This window comes from Nitrospirota bacterium, assembly GCA_016195565.1.
Classification (GTDB): Bacteria; Nitrospirota; Thermodesulfovibrionia; order Thermodesulfovibrionales; family UBA1546; genus UBA1546.
Map to the genome: position 1 here is coordinate 99,206 of JACPZK010000006.1, position 26,222 is coordinate 125,427.

A 26,222-nucleotide genomic window follows, 5' to 3' on the forward strand; every position below is an offset into this window, starting at 1 on the left:
GCAATGACATTTTCATCACTCTTTGTGCCTCTTTGAGACATGAATGTTTCATGGAGTTTTTATCTTACGATATTTGTAGGAAATTTTGTTGACACACCCTTCTCTATTTACCTACAATTACACATACACAAAAAGACGCATGTGGCATAAAATATAACGTTAGCACTCTGAAAATGGAAAAATGATAATGGAACTGATTGGTATCATTCATACGCCATACAAGGAAAAGGACAAATGTCCGATCCAACCCTTATACGCGCCTGATACAATAGGCCGTGTGGAAGTATTTGAAAAATACGCAGCAGGACTAAAAGATATAGAGACCTTTTCTCACATTTATCTGCTTTATCAGTTTGACAGGGCGGGAAAAATAGAATTAATAAGACCAACTTTTTTAGATGATGAATCCCACGGAATATTTGCAACAAGGCACCCATGCAGACCAAATGGTATTGGGATGTCCATTGTAAAATTAAAGAAGAGAGAGAATAATGTTCTGATAGTGGAAGGCATTGATGTATTAAACATGACTCCATTGCTCGACATAAAGCCATACATACCACGGTTCGACCGTATTGAAACAGCAACTGAAGGGTGGACGGCCAACAAACAATGGCGGCCAAAGCCAGAGGGAAGAGAGTGAAGCAGGGAACGGGGTTGAGGGAGGGTGGGTTGAGGGACACATCCCATATTCTTTTTAAAAGATTACCGGCAACGGCGTATAACATGGCGGAAAAGATTAACATGCAAACCTTGCAGGCATCTTTTCCGCCAAGAACGTTAGCCGAAAGCCCCAAAAATGGGTAAGCGCTGAGAGACACTTTCTGGATTTTTATTATACTTTCCATTACAACGGCAGATAACAGAGTGTTTGTGATTAACACACAAATTCCGAAGGGGACTTCTTAATCACTCAAACGTTATCTGCTCACTGCCCGCAGGGTTGTTTATCATAATTCCTACCTATACTCCAGCCCCTCAATCCTTATCTTTCCTATAACAGCAAGAATCTGCATCTGTTTGTCTATATCGCCTGTTGTAATCCTTATGTGCGATGCGTCTGCCGGAAATTGTCCGAGCGTCGGGTCAATCGCAATCCATTGACCAATAAATATCTCAGGCCATGCATGATAATAAAAATAGCCGTCCTTATACGTAAGCCCGAGGGCAATCCTTGTTGGTATCCCCGCTGCGCGCGCAAGTGCGGCATAGAGCGTAGTATGCTCATTACAGTCGCCCCTCCTTGATTTCAGTACCTCTGTTGCTATCGGGATTGTTATCGCCGGAGTCTTTCTGATATTCCTGTAAACCCAAACATAAAGAAGCCTCGCCTTCTTTAATGCATCTTTTTCATCTCTCACAATTTCCTTTGCCATAGAAATAATCTCAGAGTCTTTTGACTGAATAAACATCGTATCCTTTAAATATTCTTCCGGAGACTTTAAACTTTCAACTTTGGACTTTGTCGCCCCGGCGACTCGCCTGTGGAGAGAACTTTGAATTTCCTCTTTTTTAATCTCCAGCACATCTCCTCTGAGATTCTGCCTTCCGCCGTCAAGTTCAAGAACCTTTAAATCAACTCCTGAAAGCTTTACCCTGAGATATTTTGTATCGTATGGGAGTTTTAAATTAAACGGCACTGCAACCTGTGCAATAATGTCCACGGACGGGTTCCCTAATTGTATTGCATCAGCTTCGGTTTCTTTAATCAATACAAATCCAAGCGGACTTTCCTCTCTTAATACCTCTCCCTTTTCAGTAAGCCATACTGAAAATTCAATTCCCTTAAACGACCCGCGCAGCCTGAAAACCTCACGCATAACATTCATTGACATTATCCGCTCTTTCCCTTCCACCTCAACAAAAATGCGCTCCCGAGTCATGGTCAGGGGATCAATGATACTCATGCTGAGTTTCTTTCCTGTTTTAATCCCTCCATCAAGAATATTAGGAATCAGCGAGAGATTAAGAGAGGGCTCATCTTTCAAGGCAATCATCTGTTCAGATTTTGTACCCGCAGTTTCCATAGATACCTTCAGATTTTTGCCCTCTACCCTTCCCTTGATATTCATAGTCACATCAGAATTGAGCATAAAGTCAAAGGATCTAAGTTTCATATCAGGACCAAGATATGCGGCGGTAAATGTCTCCATATCCTTCTGAACATTCATAACATTGAGCCTCATCTTCGTCTGCTCTGAAATTTTATACCCGTCACCTGCCTTTTCAACTTTCCTGTGGGAGTATCCTGTTTTTTCGCCCTTATAATAAAGCCCCATCCACTGCCCTTTGTACAGTTCTTCAGAGAAAATATTCTTATCCGCAGCATAATGCGCAGCCTGATTTAATCCGTAATGCCTGAATAAAAGGAGGGCAGTCGTAACAATCCATAAAACAACAATGGCGGCATAGAAAAGTCTTTTAGGTGTGATGTTTGCCATATCTATATTTAATTTTAGCTAAAACAACTGTCTTTAAGGAAGACATCGGAATGGATTAAAACTTGAGAGTGTTGAGAAAATTTGTTTTTGTGTCATTCCCGCGAAAGCGGGAATCCCGAAGTCTCTGATTTTAAAAAATACTGGATTCCCCGATCAAGTCGGGGAATGACGAATTTGGGACTTTTTTCCCTGTTTCAAGTTGCAGCTTGAGACCGGGAAAAAACATATTGACAAGAGGCAAGCAAAGTTATATGTTTTAATTAGGTAAACAAGCTGTTTTAATAGCAAAAGGGGGAAATGTTTTCTTGTCTATGAGCTAATCAGTCTATTTTAAAAGTAGGAGGTATTTATGGCTATTTCAAGACGTGATTTCTTAAAGTTCTCCGGCGGCACTGCTGTAGCTGCCGGAGCCGCAAGCCTCGGCCTTACACCCGAAGAGACTGCAGCCAAGGAATTGGAACTCCGCACAAAAGGGGCAAAGGAGACAAAGACAATCTGCCCTTACTGCTCAGTAGGGTGCGGTATGGTCGTCCACACAAAAGACGGCAAGGTCATCAACACAGAAGGTGATGTAGAGCATCCAATCAGCGAAGGAACTCTTTGCTCCAAGGGAGCATCTCTGTATCAGATAATCAATAACCCCGCTCGGCTTACAAAACCGAGATACCGGGCTGCTGGCGCAAGTGAATGGAAAGAGGTTGAATGGGACTGGACGCTTGACGAGATTGCAAAAAGAATAAAGGCTACTCGTGACAAGACTTTCAATACTACCTCAAAATCAAAAGTGAAAGAAAAGCAGGCTGACGGCACGGAGAAAGAAGTAGAGAAGGATTTTGTCGTAAACAGAACAGACAGTATAGCGCATGTTGGAAGTGCAAATATTGACAATGAAGAATGTTACATACTTCAGAAACTCCTCCGTTCATGGGGGCTTGTATATATAGAGCATCAGGCGCGAATATGACACTCCCCAACTGTAGCGGCTCTGGCAGAGTCGTTCGGGAGAGGCGCAATGACAAATCACTGGATTGATTTCAAAAATGCAGATGTGATTCTTGTAATGGGAGCAAACCCCGCAGAGAACCATCCCATTTCAATGAAATGGATAATGAAGGCAAGGGAACAGCGAGGCGCTAAGCTTATTGTTGTTGACCCGCGCTTTACAAGGACCGCTTCAAAGGCAGACATATACGCTCCGATGCGTTCGGGTACGGATATCGCGTTCCTCGGCGGTATGATCAAATACATACTCGACAACAATCTCTATTTCAGGGATTACGTTGTCAACTATACCAACGCAACATTTCTCGTAAATCCCGAATTCAAAGGCCCCGGCGAGCTCAACGGCGTTTTCTCAGGATACGATGAAAAAACAAGGAAGTACGATAAAAAGACATGGTCTTTTCAGATGGATGAAAAAGGACTTCCGAAAAAAGACATGACTCTAAAAGACCCGAACTGCGTATTCCAGCTTATGAGAAAACATTACTCCAGATATACGCTTGATAAGGTCGCAGGCATAACCGGAACGCCAAAGGAGAAACTCGTTGAGGTCTATAAAACCTATGCATCTACGGGAAGGCCTAACAGGGCCGGCACAGAGCTTTACGCAATGGGCTGGACGCAGCATACTGTGGGAACTCAGAACATAAGGACGATGTCTATCATCCAGCTTCTCCTCGGCAACATGGGAATAGCTGGAGGCGGTATCAATGCCTTGAGGGGCGCATCAAATGTTCAGGGATCTACTGATCATGGGCTCTTGTTCCACATACTTCCCGGTTATCTCCCTGTGCCAACCGCTACTATTGCTGACCTAAAGACTTATATCGAAAAATTTACCCCTAAGACAAAAGATCCAAAGAGCGTCAACTGGTGGGGAAACAGAGGGAAATATATCACAAGCTATCTGAAGGCGATATGGGGCACAAACGGGACCGCTGCCAATGGTTTTGGTTATGAATGGCTTCCAAAGCTTGATGAAGGCCAAAACGGCTCATGGCTTGTGCTTTTTGACCAGATGTTCAAGGGAAAATTTGAAGGGTTCTTTGCATGGGGACAAAATCCGGCATGCTCAGGGGCTAATGCAGGAAAGGTAAGAAAGGCACTGTCAAAATTGAAATGGATGGTGAATGTAACTTTATTTGATGATGAAACAGGCTCTTTCTGGAGAGGCCCTGAAATGAATCCAAAGGAGATTCAGACAGAGGTATTCCAACTCCCTGTTACTTCCTGTGTTGAAAAAGAGGGTAGTTTTACAAACTCAGGGCGTCTTGCACAGTGGAGATATAAGGCAATAGAACCTGCAGGTGAATCCATGCCTGACTCATGGACAATAAACGAACTCCACTTTAGAGTGAAAAAACTTTATCAGAAAAAGGGCGGCAAATTCCCTGAGCCTATACTTAACCTCACATGGGATTATGGAAAGAAAGGGCCTGACGGCAAGATCAAAAAACTTGATATACACAGTATTGCAAAAGAGATTAACGGCTATTACCTTGAAGATCTCTTTGATAAAAAAGCAACCCCTCCGAAACAGCTTGGCAAAAAAGGACATCTCGCTACAAACTTTGTCACATTACAGGCAGACGGGACAACATCATGCGGAAACTGGTTATACGGCGGAAGCTACACTGAGAAAGACGACAAGGTTGTAAATATGATGGCAAGAAGAGGCAAGAAAGACATAGGAGGGCTCGGCATGTATCCTGAATGGGCATGGTGCTGGCCTTTAAACAGAAGGATAATCTATAACCGCGCATCTGTTGACCCGCAGGGTAAACCATGGGATACAAAAAGAGCTGTTATCAAATGGAATCCCAACAAGCTGGATCCAAAAACAAAGAAGACTGCCCCCGGATGGGATGGAGATGTGCCTGACGGGCCCGCTCCTCCGCTGGCTGATGAGAAAGCAGGCAAATATCCGTTTATCATGAGAGCAGACGGCATGGGCGCAATATTCGGGCCGGGACTTGTTGACGGGCCGTTCCCTGAGCATTATGAGCCTTTGGAATGTCCTGTTCAGGAAAATCCGATGTCCAAAAAACACAGAATAAATCCAACTGTAAAGCTGTTTTATGGCGTAACAGGTCCGCATGACAAGCCTGCAAAGGACGGCGGACTTCCGGAAGACGTATTCTTCTCATGCGACATAAGGTATCCATACGTTGCAACAACTTACCGCGTATCAGAGCACTGGCAGACAGGAGTTCTCACAAGACACGAACCTTGGCAGCTTGAAATGATGCCCCAGCAGTTTGTTGAGATCAGCAACGAACTTGCAAAAGAAAAGGGGATAAAGAACGGCGATAAGGTTACTGTATCTTCTGGCCGCGGAAAGGTATGGGCAGTTGCATGGGTAACTGACAGGTTCAAGCCCTTTAAGGTGATGAACACCACTGTTCATCAGGTAGGTTTGCCGTGGTGTTTTGGCTGGCAGTATCCAGAAGATGGCAGCGGCGGAGACAGCTCTAATCTTCTTACACCAACAATCGGCGATGCAAATACAATGATACCTGAAACAAAGGCCTTTATGGTCAACATAGAAAAGGCATAGGGGGTGATGACATGTCAAGAAAAGCATTAGTGATTTCTCCGGAATTATGTATAGGATGCAGGGGATGCCAGACAGCCTGCAAATCATGGAACCAGCTTCCTGCTGCAAAGACATCAAACAAAGGCACTGCTGAGAATCCGCCTGACCTTACACCGAATTTATACAACAAGATACGCTATGTTGAAATACCCTCAGAGTCAAATCCGGTAAGATGGCTCTTTGTCAGCCAGAGATGCATGCATTGCGATGACGCAGGATGCATGAAGATATGTCCTGCACCCGGCGCTTTATTCAAGACAAAGGAAGGCGCTGTCGGATTTGATAAGGAAAAATGCATTGGATGCAAGCTGTGCGTTGCAGGCTGTCCATTTAATGTCCCGCGATACGATGAAAAAGACAAGATTACAAAGTGTCACCTTTGCTCTGACAGAATATCGCAGGGACTTGAACCTGCCTGCGCAAAGACATGTCCTACGGGAGCGATATCCTATGGCGACAGGGATTCAATACTGAAGAAAACACAGGGCACAGGCTATCAGAAACTTTACGGAGAGACAGACCTCGGAGGTCTCGGAGTGCTCTACGCATTTAAAGATGCTCCAAAAGTTTATGGGATGGAGGAAAGTCCTGCAATCCCTGATAGTATAGTCTTCTGGCACAAAGTTCTGAAACCGCTTGCTTATTGGGGCATTGGAGGCGCAGTAGTCGCATCCCTCGTTCATTATGTTGCATTCGGCCCTAAAAAAGATGAGGAGGTGAAATGACAATGGCTAACATGGTTAAAAAAGCAAATGCCTTTGAAATACTCAACCACTGGATTATGGCAGTAAGTTTCATTATACTCGTTGTAACCGGATACGGTTTTCTCTTCCACCTTGAACAGTTAAATTCAATCTTCGGCAATTTCAATATAATGAAAAACTGGCACAACTGGAGCGGCGTTGTATTCGCTGTATCCCTGTTCTTCACAATCTTCAATTACCTGCCTGTTTCGCTGAGCTTTGGCAGCGATGACATTGGATGGATATTTAAGGCAGGAGGATATTTCTCAAAGCGGGCAGTAGTTCCTCCTCAGGACAGATTAAATGCAGGGCAAAAACTGCTTTACCTTATTGTTCTGTTGCTCGGAACTGCAATTGCTGTTTCAGGGTTTATAATATGGCTCAGGCCTGCCGGAGTTGATATAAGAAAGTGGGTGCTTTTATCCCATCTTGTGCATAACGTGGGCTTTGTCCTGATGGTTGCGATTATCCCTGTTCACATCTATCTTGCAACCCTCGCAAACCCCGGGACATTCAGGATTATGGTTTACGGCACTGTGCCTCTTGAATGGGCTAAAAAGAGACATGCCAAATGGGTTCAGAAAATGGGGGCATAATCATATATTGACTTCAACTAAAAACGGGATAGACGCATAAACGAAGTCTATCCCGTTTTTTCTATTGCATATTTTCTGAAGGGTGATAGAATTAACAATAAGCATACATTAAGAAAGGGGTGAATCTCTGACAGGAGAGGATATAGTTAGAAAATATCCGCAAGTGCCATGAGTTTTACGGTAGCACCTTCGTAAGATATAAAGGAGAAAGGAGGCGGTGTTTGTATTGAGGCAAGATTCACGGGTCTGTCCCGAGCTGATCGGGAAGTCTCCACAAAGTGGAGCGGATAGCCCCGCATGAGAACTTGCAAGAGCCTCATATATTGTACTAACATCTGCACTTTTACCATGAGTAGTTTAATCTTGCCTCAATCCAGACACAGCCTCCTGTGGCATAGTTAAAATAGTCTTGCCTGTCCTTTTGGCTTTTTCCTTTCAACTTCCTCAAATATCTTTACCTTGCCGTACTCACCGTCAAAGCCGGGCGCTATGCTTACCTTTCCTTTTCTCATCCGTGATATTGCCTCTGCAAGCTGAGGAGAGCCTGCGCTTTCAATCTCCTCTGCTGTACAGTCCATGAGTATCTTAAATTCATTGCCGAGATTTTCAAGCAGTTTAAAATACTCATTTCTAACAGCTTTGCTGTTAACGCCTACTTTCACTGTCTCGGAAATAATCTCAGCGAGCGGGATAAGGGAATAAAAAACAGGTGCATTTTCAGGTTTGAATCCGTTTTTCCTATCAGCAAGCTTATCCACTCTGTGCATAACTCCTATTGTCACTTTTTTCCCGCACACAGGGCATAAATAATTGTTCTTAATCGTCTCTTCAGGCGAAAGGCTCACGCCGCATACCCTGTGTCCGTCATAATGATATTTCCCTTCTTCGGGAAAAAATTCTATTGTGCCTGTAAAACCGCCTCTTTTTTTCATTGCATTTGTGATTGCCGTGTATGAAACGTCTGTATCCAGAATATTAGCCTCTCTTCCTATCTTATGGGGCGAATGCGCATCAGAGTGTGATGTTAATGTAATCCTGTCAAGGCATGACAGCCTCCAGTTCATCTGCGGGTCAGAGGAAAGCCCTGTCTCTATCGCATAAACATGCGGCGTTAATTCTTCAAAACACTCCTCAAGAGAATCAAAACCCGAAGCTGCGCCAAAAACCGAGAAATGAGGCGTCCACGCATGCGCCGGAATAAGCATTGCGTCTTCAGATGCCTCAAGGACAATCCTCAGAAGTTCCTTTGCGTCAAGCCCGAGAATGGGCCTTCCGTCTGCTGACAAATTTCCTATCTTTGAAAGTTTTGAATTAATTTTTTCCGCTGTATTGAAGTCAGGCGCCAAGACAATACTGTGTATCTTTCTTAATCGTCCGTTCTTGCTGTAAATGCAGCTTATCTCTGCTGTAAGCATGAAATACATCTCAGATGAGCAGGACGCGGGGATGTCATTAAGCCAATGCTTCTTTTTCAATCTGAACAAACCGTTTCCGCAATTGTCCAGCTTTTCCCTAATCTCAGTCAGCCATTGCGGGTGAGTGAAATCGCCTGTTCCAAGAACCGTTATGCCCTTTAACTGTGACCATTTCCAGAGATTTTCAGGAGTCATATCCCTGCTTGTCGCGCGAGAATATCTTGAATGCATATGAAGGTCTGCAATAAATCTCATACGGGAAAGTTTTTTAAATGTCCCTTATTCCTTTTCCTGCTTCTGCGGCATATTCTTCATCATCTCTTCCTGCATTTTTTTCATTGCCTCTTCCATCTGCTTTTGCTGTTCTTCCGTCATCTGTTTGCCTTGAGGTATATTTGAGAGCGTTTCCTGCATCTTCTTTGCCGCTTGTTCTGCCTCTTTACCCTTCTTCTCCATCTCTTTTGCCTTTTCCATCCATTCACCTGAAAATTTCCTTGCTGCATACTGCGCTGACAGTGACAGCATTATAAAAAGCGCTGCGATTATTCCCCACACCGTCCATGCCAGAGACGATTTTATCTTATGAACTTCTATTGATGCGGTAATAATGAGATAAAAACCCCATAGAAGTCCTGCAACAGAACCAAGATATGGAATAAAACCAAGAACTGATGTAACAGGGATAATTCCGCTGCTGTATGCAGCGCAGCGATATGCCGTCTCATAATTCTCCTGCGAACCCATTATCTTCCAGATAATAAAAAGGATTCCCGCTGCTATGAAACTGAAAACCAGTCCTATTATCGGGCCGATAATTATTCCTGCAATGGCGCCGGCGCCCATCATGCCTCCTCCCATTGGGCTGATACCAAGATGAGCTAACGAACCGATATAACCTATCACCATGCTTATAACCATCATGGCAACAAGAAAGATTACCGGATGCTGAAACCCGCCTGTCTGCGGCATCTCTCTGTAAAATCCGGACGGATTTGTGATGACCTTTAAGGATGTTGATACTATGCCGTTAACCAGACTCTTACCCTCTTCCATCTTGCCCTCCTGTCATGAAAGGTTTTTAATTGAAAAGCCGACTGTTTGTAAAGTGTAACAATAAATACCATGCCTTGCAACTGTTTATTTTTCCGGTCAGGAATACCTCGTCTTTAGAGGGAAAACAAAACGCAGAAAGAACTGAATTCCTATTGCAGAGAAAGTGATGACGCATTTAAATGGTAGGCCCGGGCGGTCTCGAACCGCCGACCTCTTCCGTGTCAAGGAAGCGCTCTCCCCCTGAGCTACGAGCCTTAAATTCTGAAATATCAGACATTAATTAAAACTAAAAATATGGGTTATTGTCAAGGAGAGCGTAATTAACTTTACAAACAGGATTTAGAAAGGCAGGCAACTAAAACAGCCTTACCTCCACAACCTCGCCCTGCTCCACTCCAAGCTTCCTGAGCGGAATAACAACAATCCCGTCAGCCTTAACAAGCGTAGTTATAAGTCCTGACTTTCCCAAAATAGGATTCGCCCAGATTTCATCGCCCCGCTCTTCAAGGGCAACCCTTATGTGGTCTTCCCTCCCTGAACTTGATGCGATATTCTTTGCCATCTTTGCCGTTACAACAAGTTTTCTGCCTCTGAACCTGTTTTCAGAAATGCCTGTGAGTTTTTTCAGGACAGGTTCAATAAACTGTTCAAAACACACTGTGATGGCAGCAGGATGTCCGGGAAGTCCGAATACAGGCTTGTTGTTTATGATGCCTCCTATCAGGGGTTTGCCGGGTTTAATTGATACTCCGTGGAATAAAACTCCGGGGCTTCCGACATCATTTATAATCTTTGCAGTCATATCTTTTGTTCCGACAGAACTTCCGCCTGTTATAAGCACCATGGCGGAATCTTCGAGAGACTCTTCGACTATTTTTTTTATAACGCTGTATTCGTCCTTGAATATGCCGCGTTTTACAGGTTCGCCTCCTGCTTCTGATATAAGGCCTGCAAGATTAAATGAATTTATGTCTCTCACTTGTCCGGGTTTAACATCACTGTTTGCGGGAACAATCTCATTCCCTGTTGATATTATGGAAACCATAGGTTTTTCATAAACATAGACCTCTGTTATTCCGAGCCCTGCAAGTGCGCCTGTATCCTGAGGCCTCAGCCTGTGCCCTTTCTTTAATACGAGAGCGCCTTTTTTTATATCCTCCCCTGCCTGTATCACATTTTCTCCGGGCGCTGCCGGCTTCATGACCTCTATCATCTTTTCATCTATCGTCTGTGCATGCTCTATCATAACGACTGCATCGGCGCCCTCTGGAAGCATCCCGCCTGTTGCTATCTTTCCTGCAATTCCTTTTTTAAGCTCAAAGTCAGGCATTGCGCCCATCAATACTTCACCGGCGATGTTAAGATATGCGGGAAGACCGTCCGAAGCGCCGAATATATCAGAAGAAGTAACTGCAAAGCCGTCAACCGTTGACCGTGCAAACTGGGGAAGGTTTTCAGGTGAGTATATATCCCGTGACAAAATTCTTCTGCATGAGTGTTCTATATTCAGTTTTATATCGGGAGGAAACACCGCAGAAAGATTTTTAAGTACAAACTCCAGAGCCTTTTCAACGGTAATAACTTCTTCCCTGCCAAGCATGTCTCGCATACGCCCTTCTTCTTAGCCCAAGATTATTCGTTAAAAGCCGGTTCAGATTAGATAATTTTTGAAATGCTTTTTATGTATATGGCTGCCGAGCGGGCTCTTCTTTAAAACTGCCGAATCAGCGCCATTCTGAAGAAGATCAACCATCCTGTCCAATGATTTTTCCTGAAGCCTCTTTATATTTTCCCTCTTATAAACAGAAGCAATGATAATATTCCTGTCGATAAAACTGCTTACTCTCTTCTGATGAAGCCCTGAGATTAACACTGCACTTTTAAGAATCCGTTTATTGGTTTTAAAAGAAAATATGGCGGTATCCAGAGACCCCTCAAGAAAAGTGTCATTCCTTCGCTGAACCTTTTTATCTATTGTGACTGCCCGAAACCAGTATTTCTTGTCAACAATGCTGTCTGCCTTCAGTTCAAGGAATGTATGCCCGACATTCTTTTTCCCTGCTGTCAGCAGCTCATGCGCAACAGTATCAGCGGCAAGATGGCTCATGTAACCATAAACAAAGGCCTTTTGCTGCTGCGTCTTGGCGGCCTCAAAAAGACCCAATGCCACATCCCAGTTGTGCGAACTCTTATCATCAGGCAGATACTTCTTGCCAAAAATAATATCCGCCATCAGGTTGCCGTAAAGGAAGTCGCTTTTGTACTTTTTTATCAGAGCATATATTCCGGCAGGAAGAAGCGAACCGAGGTAATAGAGCTCGCTGCCCAGATAGATATGTGTCAGAGGCCCCCACGCAAAGGCAGCGGAAGGCAAGGCTATAAATGAGATTACTAATAAAAATTTAAACATTATTTAATTCGGTCAAAATGATAAACTGCTGATTCCATATCCACTTATTGTACCAAATCACGTGAGTAAATTTCCATTCAATTTTGCATCTGATTAATAATAGGATCTGCCTTAAGCTGATTTTTCATTTGACAGGCATTCTCCTTCATGATATATTGAACTTAGAATAAATAAAGAAGGAGGTAACCATGTCCTGCAAACCGAGTCACAAATCAACTTGTAAAACAAAAAAGACTGCAACGAAGAAAAAGAAATAGGCAATAAAGTTAAAGGCTGACAAGTAAGCATCAATATTACTGTGCGGGTGTGTGCTGGGTCTCTGAAAGATTAGGAGAGGCGGTATCTTTACTTCCATTTTCTAAAACCTCTTCGTATTGAGGGACAACAATGCCTCTCTTTATCATTATGTTATAAATCAGATTTGAGCAGTTCACCACATATTTTGAATCGCCGAGAGGATTATACTTTCTCGGATTCGGAAGCACAGATGCAAGTCTGGCAGACTCATCCGCAGTAAGACTGGATGCAGACTTCCCGTAATAATGCCCTGCGGCAGCCTCTATGCCGAATATCCCCGTGTCTCCCCACTCAGCTACATTGAGGTATAACTCAAGAATCCTCTTTTTGCTAAGTATCTTTTCCATCCTCCATGTGATAACCGCTTCCTCTATTTTCCTCATAGGGTTTTTTGAGGGCGAAAGATAAAGATTCTTCGCAAGCTGCTGCGATATGGTGCTTCCGCCAGCCTTGAATTTGCCTGCCTTAATATCTTTTTCCATCGCCTTCTGCATCGCCTCATAATCAAAACCCTCATGTCTCCAGAACTTGTCATCCTCGGCAATAAGCACAGCCTTTATAAGATATGGAGATATCTGCGAGACAGGAACCCATTTCTGCTGGATTCTGTATTTCTTACCCTGCCTTTTCCATTCCCTTTCCCTGTATTCCATAAAAGAAGTCTTCTTTGGATTATGTTTTTTTAGGCTCTCAATATCAGGGAAACTGAAATAGAGATAAGCTGAGATGCCGGAGATTATGAAAACAACAAAAATCCAGCATATCTTTTTAAATGAACTCTTCTTTCTTTTTCTTCTTGCCATAGGTTTCTATTCTATCATCATGCAGGTTATTATTGCCTATAAAGCGGGCTTATTGTATATTGCCGTATTTAAGGCATTATGCTATCATGACGCAAATAGTTTGAATCTGCCTGCGAGGTAGATTATATGTTAAACGCATCAATATATAACGACATAAGAAATAAAAGGAGAATCAAAAATGACCCATGCAGACGATGTTAGGCAATATTGCACTGACAATCTAATTTCACCAGCCCGAAAACGCGATGAAAAACAAATTGTAATTCGAGCCGGCGACGTGCACAGTGCGATGGGATATACAAATCGTATGCCTTTGGTATGCGCTGCCTTGGGTGCTAAGAAATTTGAGGCATTTGCCGGGGTTGAAAGACTAAGCCTCACGGGGCCGACAAACGGAGCAAATGCAATATTCACATTCTTAATAAAATAAGGATTAATGAAAGTCATTTACAAAATTACATATCCCAACGGCAAAATCTATATCGGCAAAGACCTGACGGACAGCATTAATTATTTCGGAAGTGCAGATTCAAAACTTATCGAAAAAGATTATACAAGAGAGCAACGGCGAGATTTTACAATCAGAAAAGAAATTATATGGGAATCAGACACGGCTAACGACCAAGAGGTTAATCAAAAAGAAATTGAATTCATAAATCACCACAGGTCGAATGATCCAACCATAGGCTATAACCAGTGGCCAAAATTCAAGACATGAAACAGAAAACGTTTAACAAAAAAATCGAGGCGACAGGGAATAACGCTATTTCGTTTTCAGTCTCAGGTCTGTGCCCCTGCGCCTCATTTAGGTCGTTATCCTCCCTCTAAAAAAATCCAAGCAATAAAATTGCATCTTGCCTTTTAAAAAATAAAGGTTTGGATTATAATCATTAAGTAAAGAATTGAAAGGAGGCCAAATTATGACTTTAGTAAAAGAACAAATGAATAGAATTATTCAGGAACAGCCAGATGATAGTTCGTATGATGAAATTCTTCGTGAATTAGCGTTTAATCGGATGGTTGAAAAAGGTCTTGCCGATTCTGATTCTAAAAAAACTATAAACAATGAGGAAATGAAACATAGAATTAATACATGGCAAAAATAAATTGGACAGCAGAATCGGAACAATGGCTAAAAGATATCCACGATTATATTTTTCAAGATAATCCGAATGCAGCAATTCGTACTGTAGAAGCAATTTACAACAAAGCTCAGTTACTATTGGAATTTCCAGAAATGGGTTATAAATACAAACATAACTCAGAACGTAATATTCGAATTTTACTTTATGGTCATTATAGAATCGCTTACCTTATAAAACATACTGGAGACATTGATATATTGGGTGTATTTCATGGATCATTAAATATTGAACGTTACATGGTGTAAACCATGACGCTGATTTAGAGTCGCTGCTATTGCAGTATATTAACCATCCTTGAGCTTACAGACCAAGAAGCCTCATTCCTTTTCCAAGATGGTAAGCATTTTTTATTGCATCGTTTATAAATTCCTTTGTCTTCTTCACTGACTCAAGCGTTGAATGACCGGTTGCAAGCAATGCAGTGACAGCCGCTGAGAATGCACATCCTGTGCCGTGATATTCCCCTTCCCACTTTGCAGACTCCATCCTGAAAAAACTGAATCCGTCATAGTATAAATCCAGCGCCTCTCCTTCCAAGTGTCCTCCTGTTATCACCACATTCTCAGTCCCCATCTTTTTTAGTTCCTTTGCGGCTTCTTCCATGTCAGTCACATCTTCTATTGATATGCCTGTCAGAACAGATGCCTCATAGATGTTCGGGGTTATCACCTTTGCCAATGGAAAAAGCTGTTCTCTTATTGCATCCAGTGTTCCGTCTTCAATAAGACTGACCCCTGATGATGATACGGTAACAGTGTCTATCACAAGGTTTTTAAGTGAATGCTTTCTTATGTTTTCAGCAATTACGCCTACCAACTGCCTGCTGTAAAGCATGCCTGTCTTAACTGCATCAGGCGTTATATCTTTTAAAAGAACGTCAAGCTGCTCTGCAAAGAAATTCTTATCAACAGGAAAGACAGAGATTACCCCCTCTGTGTTTTGGGCTGTGAGCGCAGAAGCAACCGAAAGTCCATGAACACCGAAGGCCATGAACACTTTAATGTCAGCCTGAAGTCCTGCCCCGCCTGTAGGATCAGAACCTGCTATAGTGAGTGCGGATTTCATTTATGAATATTATAACTCTGCCGGAAATTTACTGACAAGCCTAAGCTTATGATCGAAAAATAGACATAGGATTATAACCCCTTGAATTACCTGTCATTGCGAGAACCTAAAGGGTTCGTGGCAATCTCATCACAAAAGGCGAGATTGCGGAGCCTGTTCCGAGTCTGTCATAAGAGATTGCTTCGCTTCGCTCGCAATGACAGACGAGGAATCCTCGCAATGACAACTTTCTATGTCTATTTTCCGGTTACGAACATCTATGCTTAAAGCACAGGTAGAAAATCTTATAGATTTATAAAAATTAACAATTGGAAACAGCCTTTACCTGCTTAATGTCTTTATGTTAGCATTTAAAACTTATCTCCGGCTTTATTGTTTGAGCCCGGCGAAACTAAAGTTATAATTTGATGTAAAGTGTAGCTATAATTATTATCTATAAATTCATAGAAATATCTTAATATATTAGGCAGGGAGGTTTAAGCGGAATGATAATAATAGGTGAAAAATTAAGCATCATAGCCAAAAGGGTCAGAGAGGCAATGATGAAAAAGGATAAGGAACCTATACAGGAGATCGCAATCTCTCAGTGGAAAGCCGGCGCAGGAATGATAGATGCAAACATAGGCCCTGCGGAAGACGGCGGAGAGGATTTAATGCAGTGGATGGTTACGACAATACAGGAAGTCGTATCATTGCCGATATGCCTTGACACAACAAATGCAAAGGCAATAGAGGCAGGACTTAAGGTGCATAACAACCAATGGGGCAGACCTCTGATAAATTCAACCTCGAACGACCCCGAGAGATTCCCAATCCTTGAACTCGGGGCGAAATATAATGCTCAGGTTATAGGGCTTACAGTAGGAAAAGGCGGGCTTCCCGCAGATGCGGAAGAGCGCGCTGCAATAGCAGCAGAGATAATGGGAAGGGCCATGGAATACGGCGTTCCCCTTGAAGACATTTATCTTGACCCGCTGGTTTTGCAAATTGCAACCTCTCAGGACCACGCAAAGCATGTGATAAAGGCAATAACGATGTTTCAGGAAATGAACGATCCTCCGATGAAGACCGTTGTCGGCCTTAGCAATATTTCCAACGGTTGTCCAAAGCATATAAGGCCGATATTGAATAAACACTACTTTATAATGCTTTTGAACGCCGGACTTACTGCCGCCATTGCCGATGCTCATGAGATGGCGGAAGCCGTTCAGGAGAAGAGGATGATTGATGATGTCCTTGCCGGGAAAAAGATTGATGACGCTAAAAAAATGACAGAGATAACAAAAACGATTGATGTCATTATGGGCAAAACCCTTTATGCGCATTCGTATTTAGAAATGTAGGAGGTTAATATGGCTTTTACTGTTCCAAAAGAGACTTATTCAGGCAAAGTTTATAATGTAACAATAGGGACAGGCGATAATGTGGCAAGTTTTGGAGGGGAAAATGTGCTCCCTTTTCTGCCTTTTGAAGGGACCATCCCAAACAAACCTTTAATCGCATATGAAATACAGGACGTTCCTCCGGCAGACTGGCCTGAAAACGTTCAGAAACCCTTCAGCAGTGTTTCAGGCGATCCTGTTACTTGGGCCAAGTTCTGTCAGGATACGCTGAAGGCAAAGGCTATAGCTTTAAGGCTTATCGGAACCCACCCCGACAGGGAAAACCGCTCACCTGAGGATGCTGCAAAAACCGTTAAAGACGTGCTTTCAGCCATTAATGTCCCTTTGATAATACTTGGGAGCAACAATGCAGAAAAAGACGCTCCTGTCCTGATAGCTGCCGCTGAGGCTGCAAAAGACAAGAACTGCATATTAGGCAAGGCGCAGGAAGCTAACTATAAAACAATAGCTGCTGCTGCAATGGCTAATAACCATAAACTTATTGCAATGTCAGAGCTTGACATAAACCTCTCAAAACAGTTGAACATTCTCATAACCCAGATGGGTTTTGACAAGGAAAGGCTTATAACAGACCCTATGTGCTCTGCTCTGGGGTACGGTCTTGAATATACATATTCGGTCATGGAGCGGATACGGCTTGCCGCGCTTACACAGAATGACCTCACAATGCAGCCGCCTATGCTTGCGGATGTAGGCATGTATGTATGGAAAATCAAAGAGACGCAGGCGCCTGAATCAGATGTGCCTTTATGGGGCAATGCTGAAGAGAGAGGAATCGCATGGGAGGCAACAACCGCTGCCGCGCTTCTCATGGCAGGCGCAGAACTCTTAATCATGAGGCATCCAAAGGCTGTTGAGGCAGTGGGAAAATTAATAGAGGAACTTATATAGCGTTATAGCGTAAAGGAATAATTTAACGAGACGCAATAACACAATAAACGGAGGTTTTAGATATGGCTTTATCAGGCGTTGAGATATTTAAATTATTGCCAAAGACAAACTGCAAAAAATGCGGTCATCCCACATGCCTGGCCTTTGCAATGAAACTCGCGCAGAGACAGGCGTCGCTGGATCAGTGTCCTGACGTATCTGAAGAGGCAAAAAAAATACTTGGAGAGGCTTCAGCGCCTCCGATACGTTCTATAACATTCGGCTCCGGCGACGAGGCGGTAAAGATAGGCGAGGAGACCGTCCTCTTCAGGCATGACAAAAAATTCGTAAACCCATGCGCTCTCGCTGTTGAAATCAAAGACACTCTTTCCGAGGGAGAGATAACAAAGAAGATAGAGGAAGTCCTTACATCAGAAATAGACAGGGTCGGACAGAAACTCAGAATTGACGCAATAACGCTTACAAACGCATCCGGCGATAAAGGAAAGTTTGAGTCAGCCGCAAAACTTATTGCATCAAAGGCGCCAAACGTTCCGGTAATACTTTCAACAACAGACCCTGCATCTGCAGAAGCGGCTGTAAAGCTCTTTGCCGGTAAGAAGCCCATTATCTATGGAGCAAACTCAGGCAATGCAGAGGCAATGGCAAATATTGCAAAGGCAGAAAAGGCAATACTCGGAGTAGTTGCAGACAGTTTGGATGAACTAGCCGCGCTTACGGAAAAGATAAAATCTCTCGGGGTTGAGGACCTGGTTATAGACTCAGGAGCAAAAAAGGCAAAAGAAATACTTGGAAACAATACCACGATAAGAAGATCTGCGCTTAAGAAGAACTTCAAGCCGTTTGGATACCCTGTGATTAACTTCGCACAGAGAGACGACAGCCTCCATGAGGCTTTGATTGCGTCTGTTGGAATCACAAAATATGCATCAATCATAGTTGTCAGCAGCATTGAGAGATGGAAAAACCTCGCCCTCTTCACTTTAAGGCAGAATATATACACCGATCCTCAGGTGCCGATGCAGGTTGAACAGAAAATATACAAGATTGGAGAAGCAACGCCTGATTCCCCGCTTACAATTACGACAAATTTCTCTCTCACATACTTTATTGTTTCAGGTGAAATAGAAAATAGCAAAGTGCCGTGCAGGCTTGCAGTCATGGACTGCGAAGGATTATCGGTATTGACCGCATGGGCGGCAGGAAAGTTCACTGCATCAAAGATAGCGGCATTTATAAAAGAGAGCGGCATTGAGAATGAAGTAAACCATAGGGAACTGATTATCCCCGGCTATGTCGCGATATTAAGCGGTTCTATAGAAGACAAACTCGAAGGTTGGAAGGTGACAGTCGGCCCGAGAGAGGCAAATGGACTGCCGGCGTTTTTGAAAGCAAGGACAACATAAAGGCAGCTGTTAGCTATTAGTTTTTAGACTTTTGTGAATTGTCCGTTTTTCGTCATTCCCGCGAAAGCGGGAATCCAGAAAAGACTGGATTCCGTGTCAAGCACGGAATGACAGTAGAAGGAATTTACTATTTTGAGGAGGTAACAATGTCCAAGTTAATAGCCTCTGCAGCCATAAGAGGCGCGCATACACTGGTAAAACAAGCAGAAGAACTGCTTGAAAAAACCACTGCAGAAAAAGGCAGAGACTTCGCTTTTGAATTCCCTGACACCGCTTTTTATCTTCCAATGATTTACGCAATGACAGCCTTCCCCGTTAAAACACTGGGCGATATGAAAGTTGCGCTGGGCCTGGCAAAGGAACTGCTTCATGACGAGCCTGAAGAGCATTTATGGAAACCATATCTCGGTGAGGCGCTGGACTCAGGGATGGCAACTCTCTTTGCGGAAGAGATCCTGCTTGCATTGAAATACATAAACGGACTGGAGCCTGCTAAAGATCCCGAGACAGGTTATGTATATAATGGATTTATCACCGACACTATCCAGAGGAATCTGGGTATCCAGCTTGTTGACGGCACAATGCCGGGCTTTGCCGCAATTATAGGCGCTGCTCCGAATGACGATGTCGCCGTAAGCATTGTCAGGGAACTTCAGGAAAAGAATATCCTCACATTCCTTTCAGGCAATGTGAACGGCAACAGCGTTACAAAACAGCTTTTGAGAAAGGGTGTTGAACTTGGATGGGACACAAGAATCGTCCCTCTCGGCCCTGATACAGAACATACGCTCTATGCTCTTGACTGGGCCATAAGGGCATCCCTGATATTCGGCGGCAAAAAACCCGGCGAGTACAAAGAGCATCTCAAATATCAGAAAGACAGGGTCTTTGCATTCGCAGTAGTTCTCGGCGAACTTAACAACATAATATGGACTACAGGAGCGGGAGCAATTAACATGGGATTCCCTGCAATTGCAGATACAGACGTTCCGGTCATACATCCTACGGGAGTATGCATATACGAAGAAGTGGACAAAGAGCTGGACCCTGGAAAGATAGTGCAGAGGGCTATTGAACAGAGAGGGTTAAAGATTAGTGTTGAAAAGCCTCCTATACCTGTTGCATACGGGCCTGCCTTTGAGGGCGAGAGAATAAGAAAAGAGGATATGTTCATTGAATTCGGCGGACAGAGAACACCTTCATTTGAATGGGTCAGGATGAAGGAACTGAATGAGATAGAAGACAACAAGGTAATTATTGTAGGAGACGGCTGGAAAGAGAAATACGAAAAAGGCGGACAGATGCCGTTAGCCATCGTGATAGATGCGGCAGGAAGAAAAATGCAGAAGGACTTTGAGTCTGTCATTGAAAGAAAGATACACCATAACATAAACGAGGCGCAGGGACTCTGGCACATGGGCCAGCGCGACCTCAACTGGATAAGAATCAGCAGCAATGCAAAAAAAGAAGGCATAACATTAGAACACATCGGCGTGGTCATGACAACCATGACACATCACAGGTTCAAATCAATCGTGGATAAGGTGCAGGTTACAATATACACCGATGAAAAAGATGTTCTTGCCATACAGGAAGAAGCGAGAAAGGCATACAAGGATCGTGACCAGAGGCTCGGTTCGCTTACTGATGAGGCAGTGGATATTTTTTATTCGTGCCTCCTCTGCCAGTCATTTGCGCCAAGCCATGTATGTGTCATAAGCCCTGAAAGGCTGGGCCTTTGCGGCGCATACAACTGGCTTGACGGAAAGGCTGCTTATGAGATAGACCCGACCGGAGGCAACCAGCCGATCCCAAAGGGCGCGCTCATGGATGCAAGATACGGAAGATACGCAGGCATAGACGAATACCTGAAAAAGGCATCGGGCGGAGCAGTTGAGACGCTTAATTTATACACAGTCATGGAAAACCCCATGACCTCCTGCGGCTGCTTTGAATGCATACTCGCTATCGTGCCTGAAGCGAACGGGGTCATGATTGTCCAGCGCGGTCATACAGGAATGACGCCCGCAGGCATGAAATTCTCCACACTGGCAGGCTCTGTCGGCGGAGGTGTTCAGTCTCCAGGGTTTATGGGGATAGGCAGAAATTTTATAACGAGCAAAAAATTTCTCTTCGGCGACGGCGGCCTCAAGAGGATTGTATGGATGACAAAGAACCTCAAGGAAGGGCTCAAAGAGGCCTTCAGCAAGAGAGCTGCCGAAGAAGGAGTGTCTGACCTCATAGACAAGATTGCAGATGAGACAGTAGCAGAGGACTCAGAGAAGCTGCTTGAGTTTCTTACTCAGGCAGGACATCCGGCTCTCAGCATGGACCCGATGTTATAATAAAATAGTTTTAAGATGTCATTGCGAGGAGCGAATAGCGACGAAGCAATCTAAAAAATGAACAACTGAGATTGCTTCGCTTTGCTCGCAATAACAAAAGTGTAAAAGTAGGATTTTAGGAGGATAAAATGGAAAAGGTTGTAAAAAGCGCCAATAAAGAAGCAGAACAGATCATAGAATGGGGAGAATCCCGCGGGATTGAGACATGTTTTACAAGGGCTGAAAAGCTCAAGCCCTGCCCGATAGGCGAGACAGGCGCATGCTGTAAGGTCTGCCATATGGGGCCGTGCAGGCTCGCAGGAAAAAATGCTGAAGAAGATGCAAGAGGCGTATGCGGCGCAAGCCTTCCGGTAGTTGCGGCGAGGAATCTTGTCAGAATGATTGCGGGAGGGACTGCCTGCCACGGCAATCATGGAAGGGATATGGTCTATACGCTTTTAGCCGTAGCCGAGGGAGAGGCAAAGGACTTTCAGATAAAGGACGTAAGGAAGTTATACAGAATAGCAGGATACCTCGATATCGAATTTGAAGGCAGGCCTGTAAACGATGTGGCAAAAGACGTGGCCCTCAAACTCATGGAGGACTTTGGACGCCAGAGGGGAGGGGTAGTTAATTTTACGAGAAGGGCGCCACAAAAGACACAGGAGAGATGGAAGAAATGGGGCATTGTACCGAGGGGCATTGATAGGGAAATAGTCGAGTGTCTCGACAGGACGACAATGGGCATGGATGCTGATGCGGACTCCCTTCTCACCCATGGCCTGAGGACCGCGCTCTCAAACGGATGGGGCGGCAGCATGATATCCACAGATTTGACCGATATACTTTTCGGGACGCCCATGCCGGTAAAGGCAGAGGCAAGCCTTGGCATATTCAAGGAAGACGAGGTAAATCTGGTTATTCACGGCCATGAACCTACCCTTGCTGAGATGATAGTTGATGTAACTTGCGAATCTGAGATAGTTGCGTATGCACAGTCCAAAGGAGCAAAAGGAGTGAATCTCGGAGGAATGTGCTGTACGGCAAATGAAGTAATGATGCGCCATGGCATTCCAACAGCCGGAGGTTTCACCAATCAGGAACTCGGTATTATGACAGGGCTCATTGACGCGATGGTTGTGGACGTGCAGTGCATCATGCCTTCCCTTACAGAACTTTCAAAGAAGTTTCATACAAAGGTGATAACGACATCCAACAAGGTCAAGATTCCCGGGGCAGTTCATGTTGAGTTCGATGAGCACAGGGCCAAGGAAATCGCACGCGAGATAGTAAAGATGGCGATAGATAATTACCCGAACAGAAAGGCAACAGGAAGCCATGTTACTGAAAAATTCCCTGTTATAGCCGGATTTTCACACGAATACATAGAATATATGCAGGGCGGAAAATGGAGGGCGTCTTTCAGGCCTCTGAATGACGCGATAATAGCAGGAAGAATTCGCGGAGTCGTAGGTCTGGCAGGATGCGACAATCCGAGAGTTCCTGCAACGGGCATTCACAAATTCCTTGCTACAGAACTGATAAAGAATGACGTGCTCGTTCTTTCAACAGGCTGCAGCTCTGCTTCCTGCGGCACTGCAGGATTTCTCACTCCGGAAATGGCGCTCGAAAACGCAGGGCCGGGCCTCAGGGAAGTATGCGAGGCTATAGGAATTCCTCCAATATTGCATTTAGGATCCTGTGTTGACAATACAAGGATTCTTACAATAGCAAGCGCTATGGCTGCAGAAGGCGGCCTATCTGATGAAATCGGAGGAATGCCTGCAGTCGGCATCGCGCCTGAATTCATAACCGAAAAGGCGATTGCCATAGGCTGCTATTTTGCAGCATCAGGCGTGCCTGTAATATTCGGCGGTGAATCACCTGTTGCAGCAAGCAAGGAAGTTACAAGGATAATGACAGAGGTCTGGTTCGAGAGGTTCAGGGGAGCGCTCCATTTCGAACCCGATCCTGAAAAGATACTTGAGATGGCACTCGATTACATAGACAAGGCGAGAGAGGCGCTTAAGCTCAAGAAGTACGAGCCGGGGAAATTCGGCGCAGAAAGAGTGCTTATGGATATGGCAGCAAGGCGTGAGATTGAAAGAGCGGCTAAACCGCATATTGGAATATATTAAGAATAGGTCTTATAAGTCCTATATGACCTATATTTCGGAGGTTAGATGAAAGCAGCAGAGTTTGATGTCAATGAAAAGATAGGAAATGTCAGGGAAATTCTGACAGATACACAGAAAAAAAGGGGCATTTTAATACATGCATTCCAACAGATACAGAAGGAGCATAACTACCTTCCGGAGGAACAACTGAGATTACTGTCAAGAAAGCTCGATATACCTTTGTCGGAGGTATACAGCACAGCCTCATTCTATAAACACTTCTATTTCAAGCCCCGGGGCAAAAATGTTGTCTGCGTCTGCGCGGGAACAGCCTGCCATGTCAGGGGCTCACATAAAGTGCTCGAAAAATTTGAAGAGGCCTTCGGCGTAAAAGAAGGAGAGACAACGCCTGACCTTGCTCTGACTCTGGAGACAGTCGGATGCGTCGGATGCTGCGGCCTTGCTCCTGTTGTCACGGTCAATGAAGATGTAGTAGGAGATCTGTCTGTTAAAAGGGTTGAGGCCCTGATAAAAGAAGTTAAAGGGAAATAGCTATGGAAAGATTAAAATCTATAGATGATCTTAAAAAACTCAGTGACCGTCTCAAAGACGAAACCTTCAGGCCTGAGATACCAAGAGTAAGGCTCTGCAGCGGAACAGCTTGCACTGCTACAGGAACTCCCAAGGTGCTCTCTGCAATGGAAGAAGAGGCAGGCAAACGCGGAATTAATCTTGATATTGTAAAGACAGGCTGTCAGGGCCTGTGCCAGAAAGGTCCTGTAATGAAGGTTGAGCCTCAGGGCCTATTCTATCAAAAGCTAAAACCCGAACATGCAAAAGCGATTATAAGTTATACAGTGCTTGGCAATATACCTTACAGACAGAGCCTATATAGGGATAATATCCTAAGCGAGCCCATCCCTGAGATGACTGATGTTCCCTTCTACAAGAAGCAGCTCAGAATCGCCTTAAGGAATAACGGGCTTATAGACCCGAAAAATATACATCACTATATCGCAGTAGGCGGTTATTCGGCTTTGGGAAAAGCCTTGGGCTCAATGACCCCTGACCGGGTGCTGAACGAGGTTGATAAGGCTAACCTCAGAGGAAGGGGCGGCGCAGGATTCCCTGCAGGCAAAAAATGGAAACACACAAAGAGCGCTCAGGGCAAGACAAAGCTCGTGATAGCCAATGGAGACGAAGGCGACCCCGGAGCATTCATGGACAGGTCTGTCATGGAAGGAGACCCTCACAGCCTGTTTGAGGGGATGCTCTTATGCGCGTATGCAATAGGCGCAGATTACGGGATGATATATGTGAGACACGAATATCCTCTGGCAGTTAAAAACCTGACACACGCAATCAATCAGGCAATGGAACTCGGAATTCTCGGCAAAAACATACTCGGCACAAACTTCAACTTTACCATAGACATAAGAGAAGGCGCTGGAGCATTCGTCTGCGGTGAATCAACAGCGCTTGTTGCCTCTGTCGAGGGCGAAAGGGGATTTCCAAGGCCAAGGCCTCCAAGGCTTTCAGAGCGGGGCGGAGGCGTCTGGGGTTATCCGAGCAACTTGAATAACATAGAGACTTATGTCTGTGTTCCTCCAATCATAGAGAAAGGCGCTGACTGGTTCATGGGCATTGGCACAAAGAATTCTCCGGGCACAAAGGTATTTGCGCTAACAGGAAAGGTTGTTAATACAGGCCTGGTTGAAGTTCCTATGGGAATTACTCTTAAAGAAATAATATACGACATCGGCGGCGGAGTCATGGACGGAAAGAAATTCAAGGCTGTGCAGACAGGAGGGCCGTCAGGAGGATGCATACCTGAGCGCCTGCTTGATACGCCTGTTGACTTTGATACGCTCGCAAAGGTTGGTTCCATGATGGGTTCAGGCGGAATGGTTGTTCTGGACGAAGACAACTGCATGGTTGATGTCGCAAAATACTTCCTTTCATTTTGCAAGTCAGAGTCCTGCGGTAAATGCCCTCCATGCAGGATAGGCACATACCAGATGCTCGAGATACTGGAAAAAATTACGACAGGAAAAGGCGAATCAGGAGATATAGAAAAGCTGACAGCGATAGGAGAAAAGGTTAAGGAGAGCGCACTCTGCGGCCTTGGAAACAGCGCGCCTAATCCGGTTCTCACTACAATAAAATATTTCAGGGATGAGTACGAGGAGCATATCCATGACAAATACTGCAGGGCCAAGGCATGCAGCGGGCTTGGTGTTTACAGCATAGACCATGAACAGTGCTTCCTGTGCGGGCTCTGCAAACAGGCGTGTGGATTCGATGCGGTGAAGGAAACATCAAGGTCCTTCTTTATAGATCAGGACTATTGTACGAAGTGCAAGGCGTGTTACCTTGCATGTCCGATTGGCGCGGTGAAGATTGAAAAACAGAAAAGAAAAAGTGTCAGTGTCAGTGGTTAAAGTATTATCTGTCATTCCTGCGGAAGCAGGAATCCAGAGAAAAAAGACTGGATTCCGCATCAAGTGCGGAATGA

The 26,222-nt window shown here is 44.4% G+C and carries 22 protein-coding genes and 1 tRNA gene; 15 read left to right on the top strand and 8 right to left on the bottom strand.

Annotated elements, in window-relative coordinates:
* The first annotated feature begins 181 nt into the window (after positions 1–181).
* Positions 182–643, top strand: coding sequence for a tRNA (N6-threonylcarbamoyladenosine(37)-N6)-methyltransferase TrmO (gene tsaA / locus HY035_02520; protein ID MBI3377265.1), 462 nt, complete (start codon positions 182–184; stop codon positions 641–643).
* Between the two features lie 316 nt (positions 644–959).
* On the opposite strand, the gene HY035_02525 is transcribed toward tsaA, so the two are convergent.
* Positions 960–2,441 carry a transglutaminase domain-containing protein gene (locus HY035_02525; GenBank protein ID MBI3377266.1) on the bottom strand — a complete coding sequence of 494 codons (1,482 nt, stop codon included), beginning with the start codon at positions 2,439–2,441 and terminating at the stop codon, positions 960–962.
* Between the two features lie 349 nt (positions 2,442–2,790).
* Here HY035_02525 and fdnG point away from each other — a divergent pair, with 349 nt between their 5' ends.
* Genes fdnG through HY035_02540 form a run of 3 tightly spaced genes read left to right on the top strand, consistent with a single transcriptional unit; the run spans position 2,791 to position 7,378 of the window.
* Positions 2,791–6,000 (top strand): formate dehydrogenase-N subunit alpha, encoded by a 3,210-nt coding sequence (fdnG, locus tag HY035_02530; GenBank protein ID MBI3377267.1) that lies wholly within the window; start codon positions 2,791–2,793, stop codon positions 5,998–6,000.
* A gap of 11 nt (positions 6,001–6,011) precedes the next feature.
* Positions 6,012–6,764: a 4Fe-4S dicluster domain-containing protein gene (locus HY035_02535; protein ID MBI3377268.1), complete on the top strand. Its 753-nt coding sequence runs from the start codon at positions 6,012–6,014 to the stop codon at positions 6,762–6,764.
* A gap of 2 nt (positions 6,765–6,766) precedes the next feature.
* Positions 6,767–7,378, top strand: coding sequence for a formate dehydrogenase subunit gamma (locus HY035_02540; GenBank protein ID MBI3377269.1), 612 nt, complete (start codon positions 6,767–6,769; stop codon positions 7,376–7,378).
* Between the two features lie 398 nt (positions 7,379–7,776).
* Here the strand turns inward: HY035_02540 and HY035_02545 are convergent, their stop codons facing one another.
* From HY035_02545 to mtgA, 6 genes are all read right to left on the bottom strand, one after another.
* Complete coding sequence (locus HY035_02545; GenBank protein ID MBI3377270.1) at positions 7,777–9,048, bottom strand: DNA helicase UvrD; 1,272 nt, start codon at positions 9,046–9,048, stop codon at positions 7,777–7,779.
* Positions 9,049–9,072: 24 nt separating this feature from the next.
* Positions 9,073–9,846: a YIP1 family protein gene (locus HY035_02550; GenBank protein MBI3377271.1), complete on the bottom strand. Its 774-nt coding sequence runs from the start codon at positions 9,844–9,846 to the stop codon at positions 9,073–9,075.
* Between the two features lie 180 nt (positions 9,847–10,026).
* Positions 10,027–10,101 (bottom strand) — tRNA-Val (locus tag HY035_02555).
* Positions 10,102–10,201: 100 nt separating this feature from the next.
* Positions 10,202–11,446: a molybdopterin molybdotransferase MoeA gene (locus HY035_02560; protein ID MBI3377272.1), complete on the bottom strand. Its 1,245-nt coding sequence runs from the start codon at positions 11,444–11,446 to the stop codon at positions 10,202–10,204.
* A 51-nt stretch (positions 11,447–11,497) separates the two neighbouring features.
* Positions 11,498–12,256, bottom strand: a complete 759-nt coding sequence (locus HY035_02565) for a zinc dependent phospholipase C family protein (GenBank protein ID MBI3377273.1) — start codon at positions 12,254–12,256, stop codon at positions 11,498–11,500.
* 293 nt (positions 12,257–12,549) lie between these two features.
* Positions 12,550–13,356: a monofunctional biosynthetic peptidoglycan transglycosylase gene (gene mtgA, locus HY035_02570; protein ID MBI3377274.1), complete on the bottom strand. Its 807-nt coding sequence runs from the start codon at positions 13,354–13,356 to the stop codon at positions 12,550–12,552.
* A gap of 289 nt (positions 13,357–13,645) precedes the next feature.
* Between mtgA and HY035_02575 the strand changes: the two genes are divergently transcribed.
* From HY035_02575 to HY035_02590, 4 genes are all read left to right on the top strand, one after another.
* Entirely contained in the window at positions 13,646–13,786 is a 141-nt protein-coding gene (locus HY035_02575; protein ID MBI3377275.1) for a hypothetical protein, read from the top strand.
* A 6-nt stretch (positions 13,787–13,792) separates the two neighbouring features.
* Positions 13,793–14,074: a GIY-YIG nuclease family protein gene (locus HY035_02580; GenBank protein ID MBI3377276.1), complete on the top strand. Its 282-nt coding sequence runs from the start codon at positions 13,793–13,795 to the stop codon at positions 14,072–14,074.
* A gap of 202 nt (positions 14,075–14,276) precedes the next feature.
* A complete protein-coding gene (locus HY035_02585) occupies positions 14,277–14,462 on the top strand; it encodes a hypothetical protein (protein ID MBI3377277.1) in 186 nt (61 codons plus the stop codon).
* A complete protein-coding gene (locus HY035_02590) occupies positions 14,450–14,746 on the top strand; it encodes a type II toxin-antitoxin system RelE/ParE family toxin (protein MBI3377278.1) in 297 nt (98 codons plus the stop codon). The genes HY035_02585 and HY035_02590 overlap by 13 nt, the downstream gene beginning before the upstream one ends.
* A gap of 55 nt (positions 14,747–14,801) precedes the next feature.
* Here HY035_02590 and thiD read toward each other — a convergent pair whose 3' ends face one another.
* On the bottom strand, positions 14,802–15,566 hold the full coding sequence (thiD, locus tag HY035_02595; protein ID MBI3377279.1) for a bifunctional hydroxymethylpyrimidine kinase/phosphomethylpyrimidine kinase: 765 nt from the start codon (positions 15,564–15,566) through the stop codon (positions 14,802–14,804).
* Positions 15,567–16,051: 485 nt separating this feature from the next.
* On the opposite strand from thiD, the gene HY035_02600 reads away from it, so the two are divergent.
* The 7 genes from HY035_02600 (at position 16,052) to HY035_02630 (ending at position 26,148) form a co-directional block, all read left to right on the top strand.
* On the top strand, positions 16,052–16,909 hold the full coding sequence (locus HY035_02600; protein MBI3377280.1) for a dihydropteroate synthase: 858 nt from the start codon (positions 16,052–16,054) through the stop codon (positions 16,907–16,909).
* A 9-nt stretch (positions 16,910–16,918) separates the two neighbouring features.
* The gene (locus HY035_02605; protein ID MBI3377281.1) at positions 16,919–17,860 is read left to right on the top strand and encodes an acetyl-CoA decarbonylase/synthase complex subunit delta; all 942 of its coding nucleotides are present in this window, start codon (positions 16,919–16,921) and stop codon (positions 17,858–17,860) included.
* A gap of 62 nt (positions 17,861–17,922) precedes the next feature.
* A complete protein-coding gene (locus tag HY035_02610) occupies positions 17,923–19,266 on the top strand; it encodes an acetyl-CoA decarbonylase/synthase complex subunit gamma (GenBank protein ID MBI3377282.1) in 1,344 nt (447 codons plus the stop codon).
* A 146-nt stretch (positions 19,267–19,412) separates the two neighbouring features.
* Positions 19,413–21,611 carry a CO dehydrogenase/CO-methylating acetyl-CoA synthase complex subunit beta gene (gene cdhC / locus HY035_02615; protein MBI3377283.1) on the top strand — a complete coding sequence of 733 codons (2,199 nt, stop codon included), beginning with the start codon at positions 19,413–19,415 and terminating at the stop codon, positions 21,609–21,611.
* A 128-nt stretch (positions 21,612–21,739) separates the two neighbouring features.
* Positions 21,740–23,728 carry an anaerobic carbon-monoxide dehydrogenase catalytic subunit gene (cooS, locus tag HY035_02620; GenBank protein ID MBI3377284.1) on the top strand — a complete coding sequence of 663 codons (1,989 nt, stop codon included), beginning with the start codon at positions 21,740–21,742 and terminating at the stop codon, positions 23,726–23,728.
* 45 nt (positions 23,729–23,773) lie between these two features.
* The gene (locus HY035_02625) at positions 23,774–24,259 is read left to right on the top strand and encodes an NAD(P)H-dependent oxidoreductase subunit E (GenBank protein ID MBI3377285.1); all 486 of its coding nucleotides are present in this window, start codon (positions 23,774–23,776) and stop codon (positions 24,257–24,259) included.
* A gap of 2 nt (positions 24,260–24,261) precedes the next feature.
* Entirely contained in the window at positions 24,262–26,148 is a 1,887-nt protein-coding gene (locus HY035_02630; GenBank protein ID MBI3377286.1) for a 4Fe-4S binding protein, read from the top strand.
* Positions 26,149–26,222: the final 74 nt, after the last annotated feature.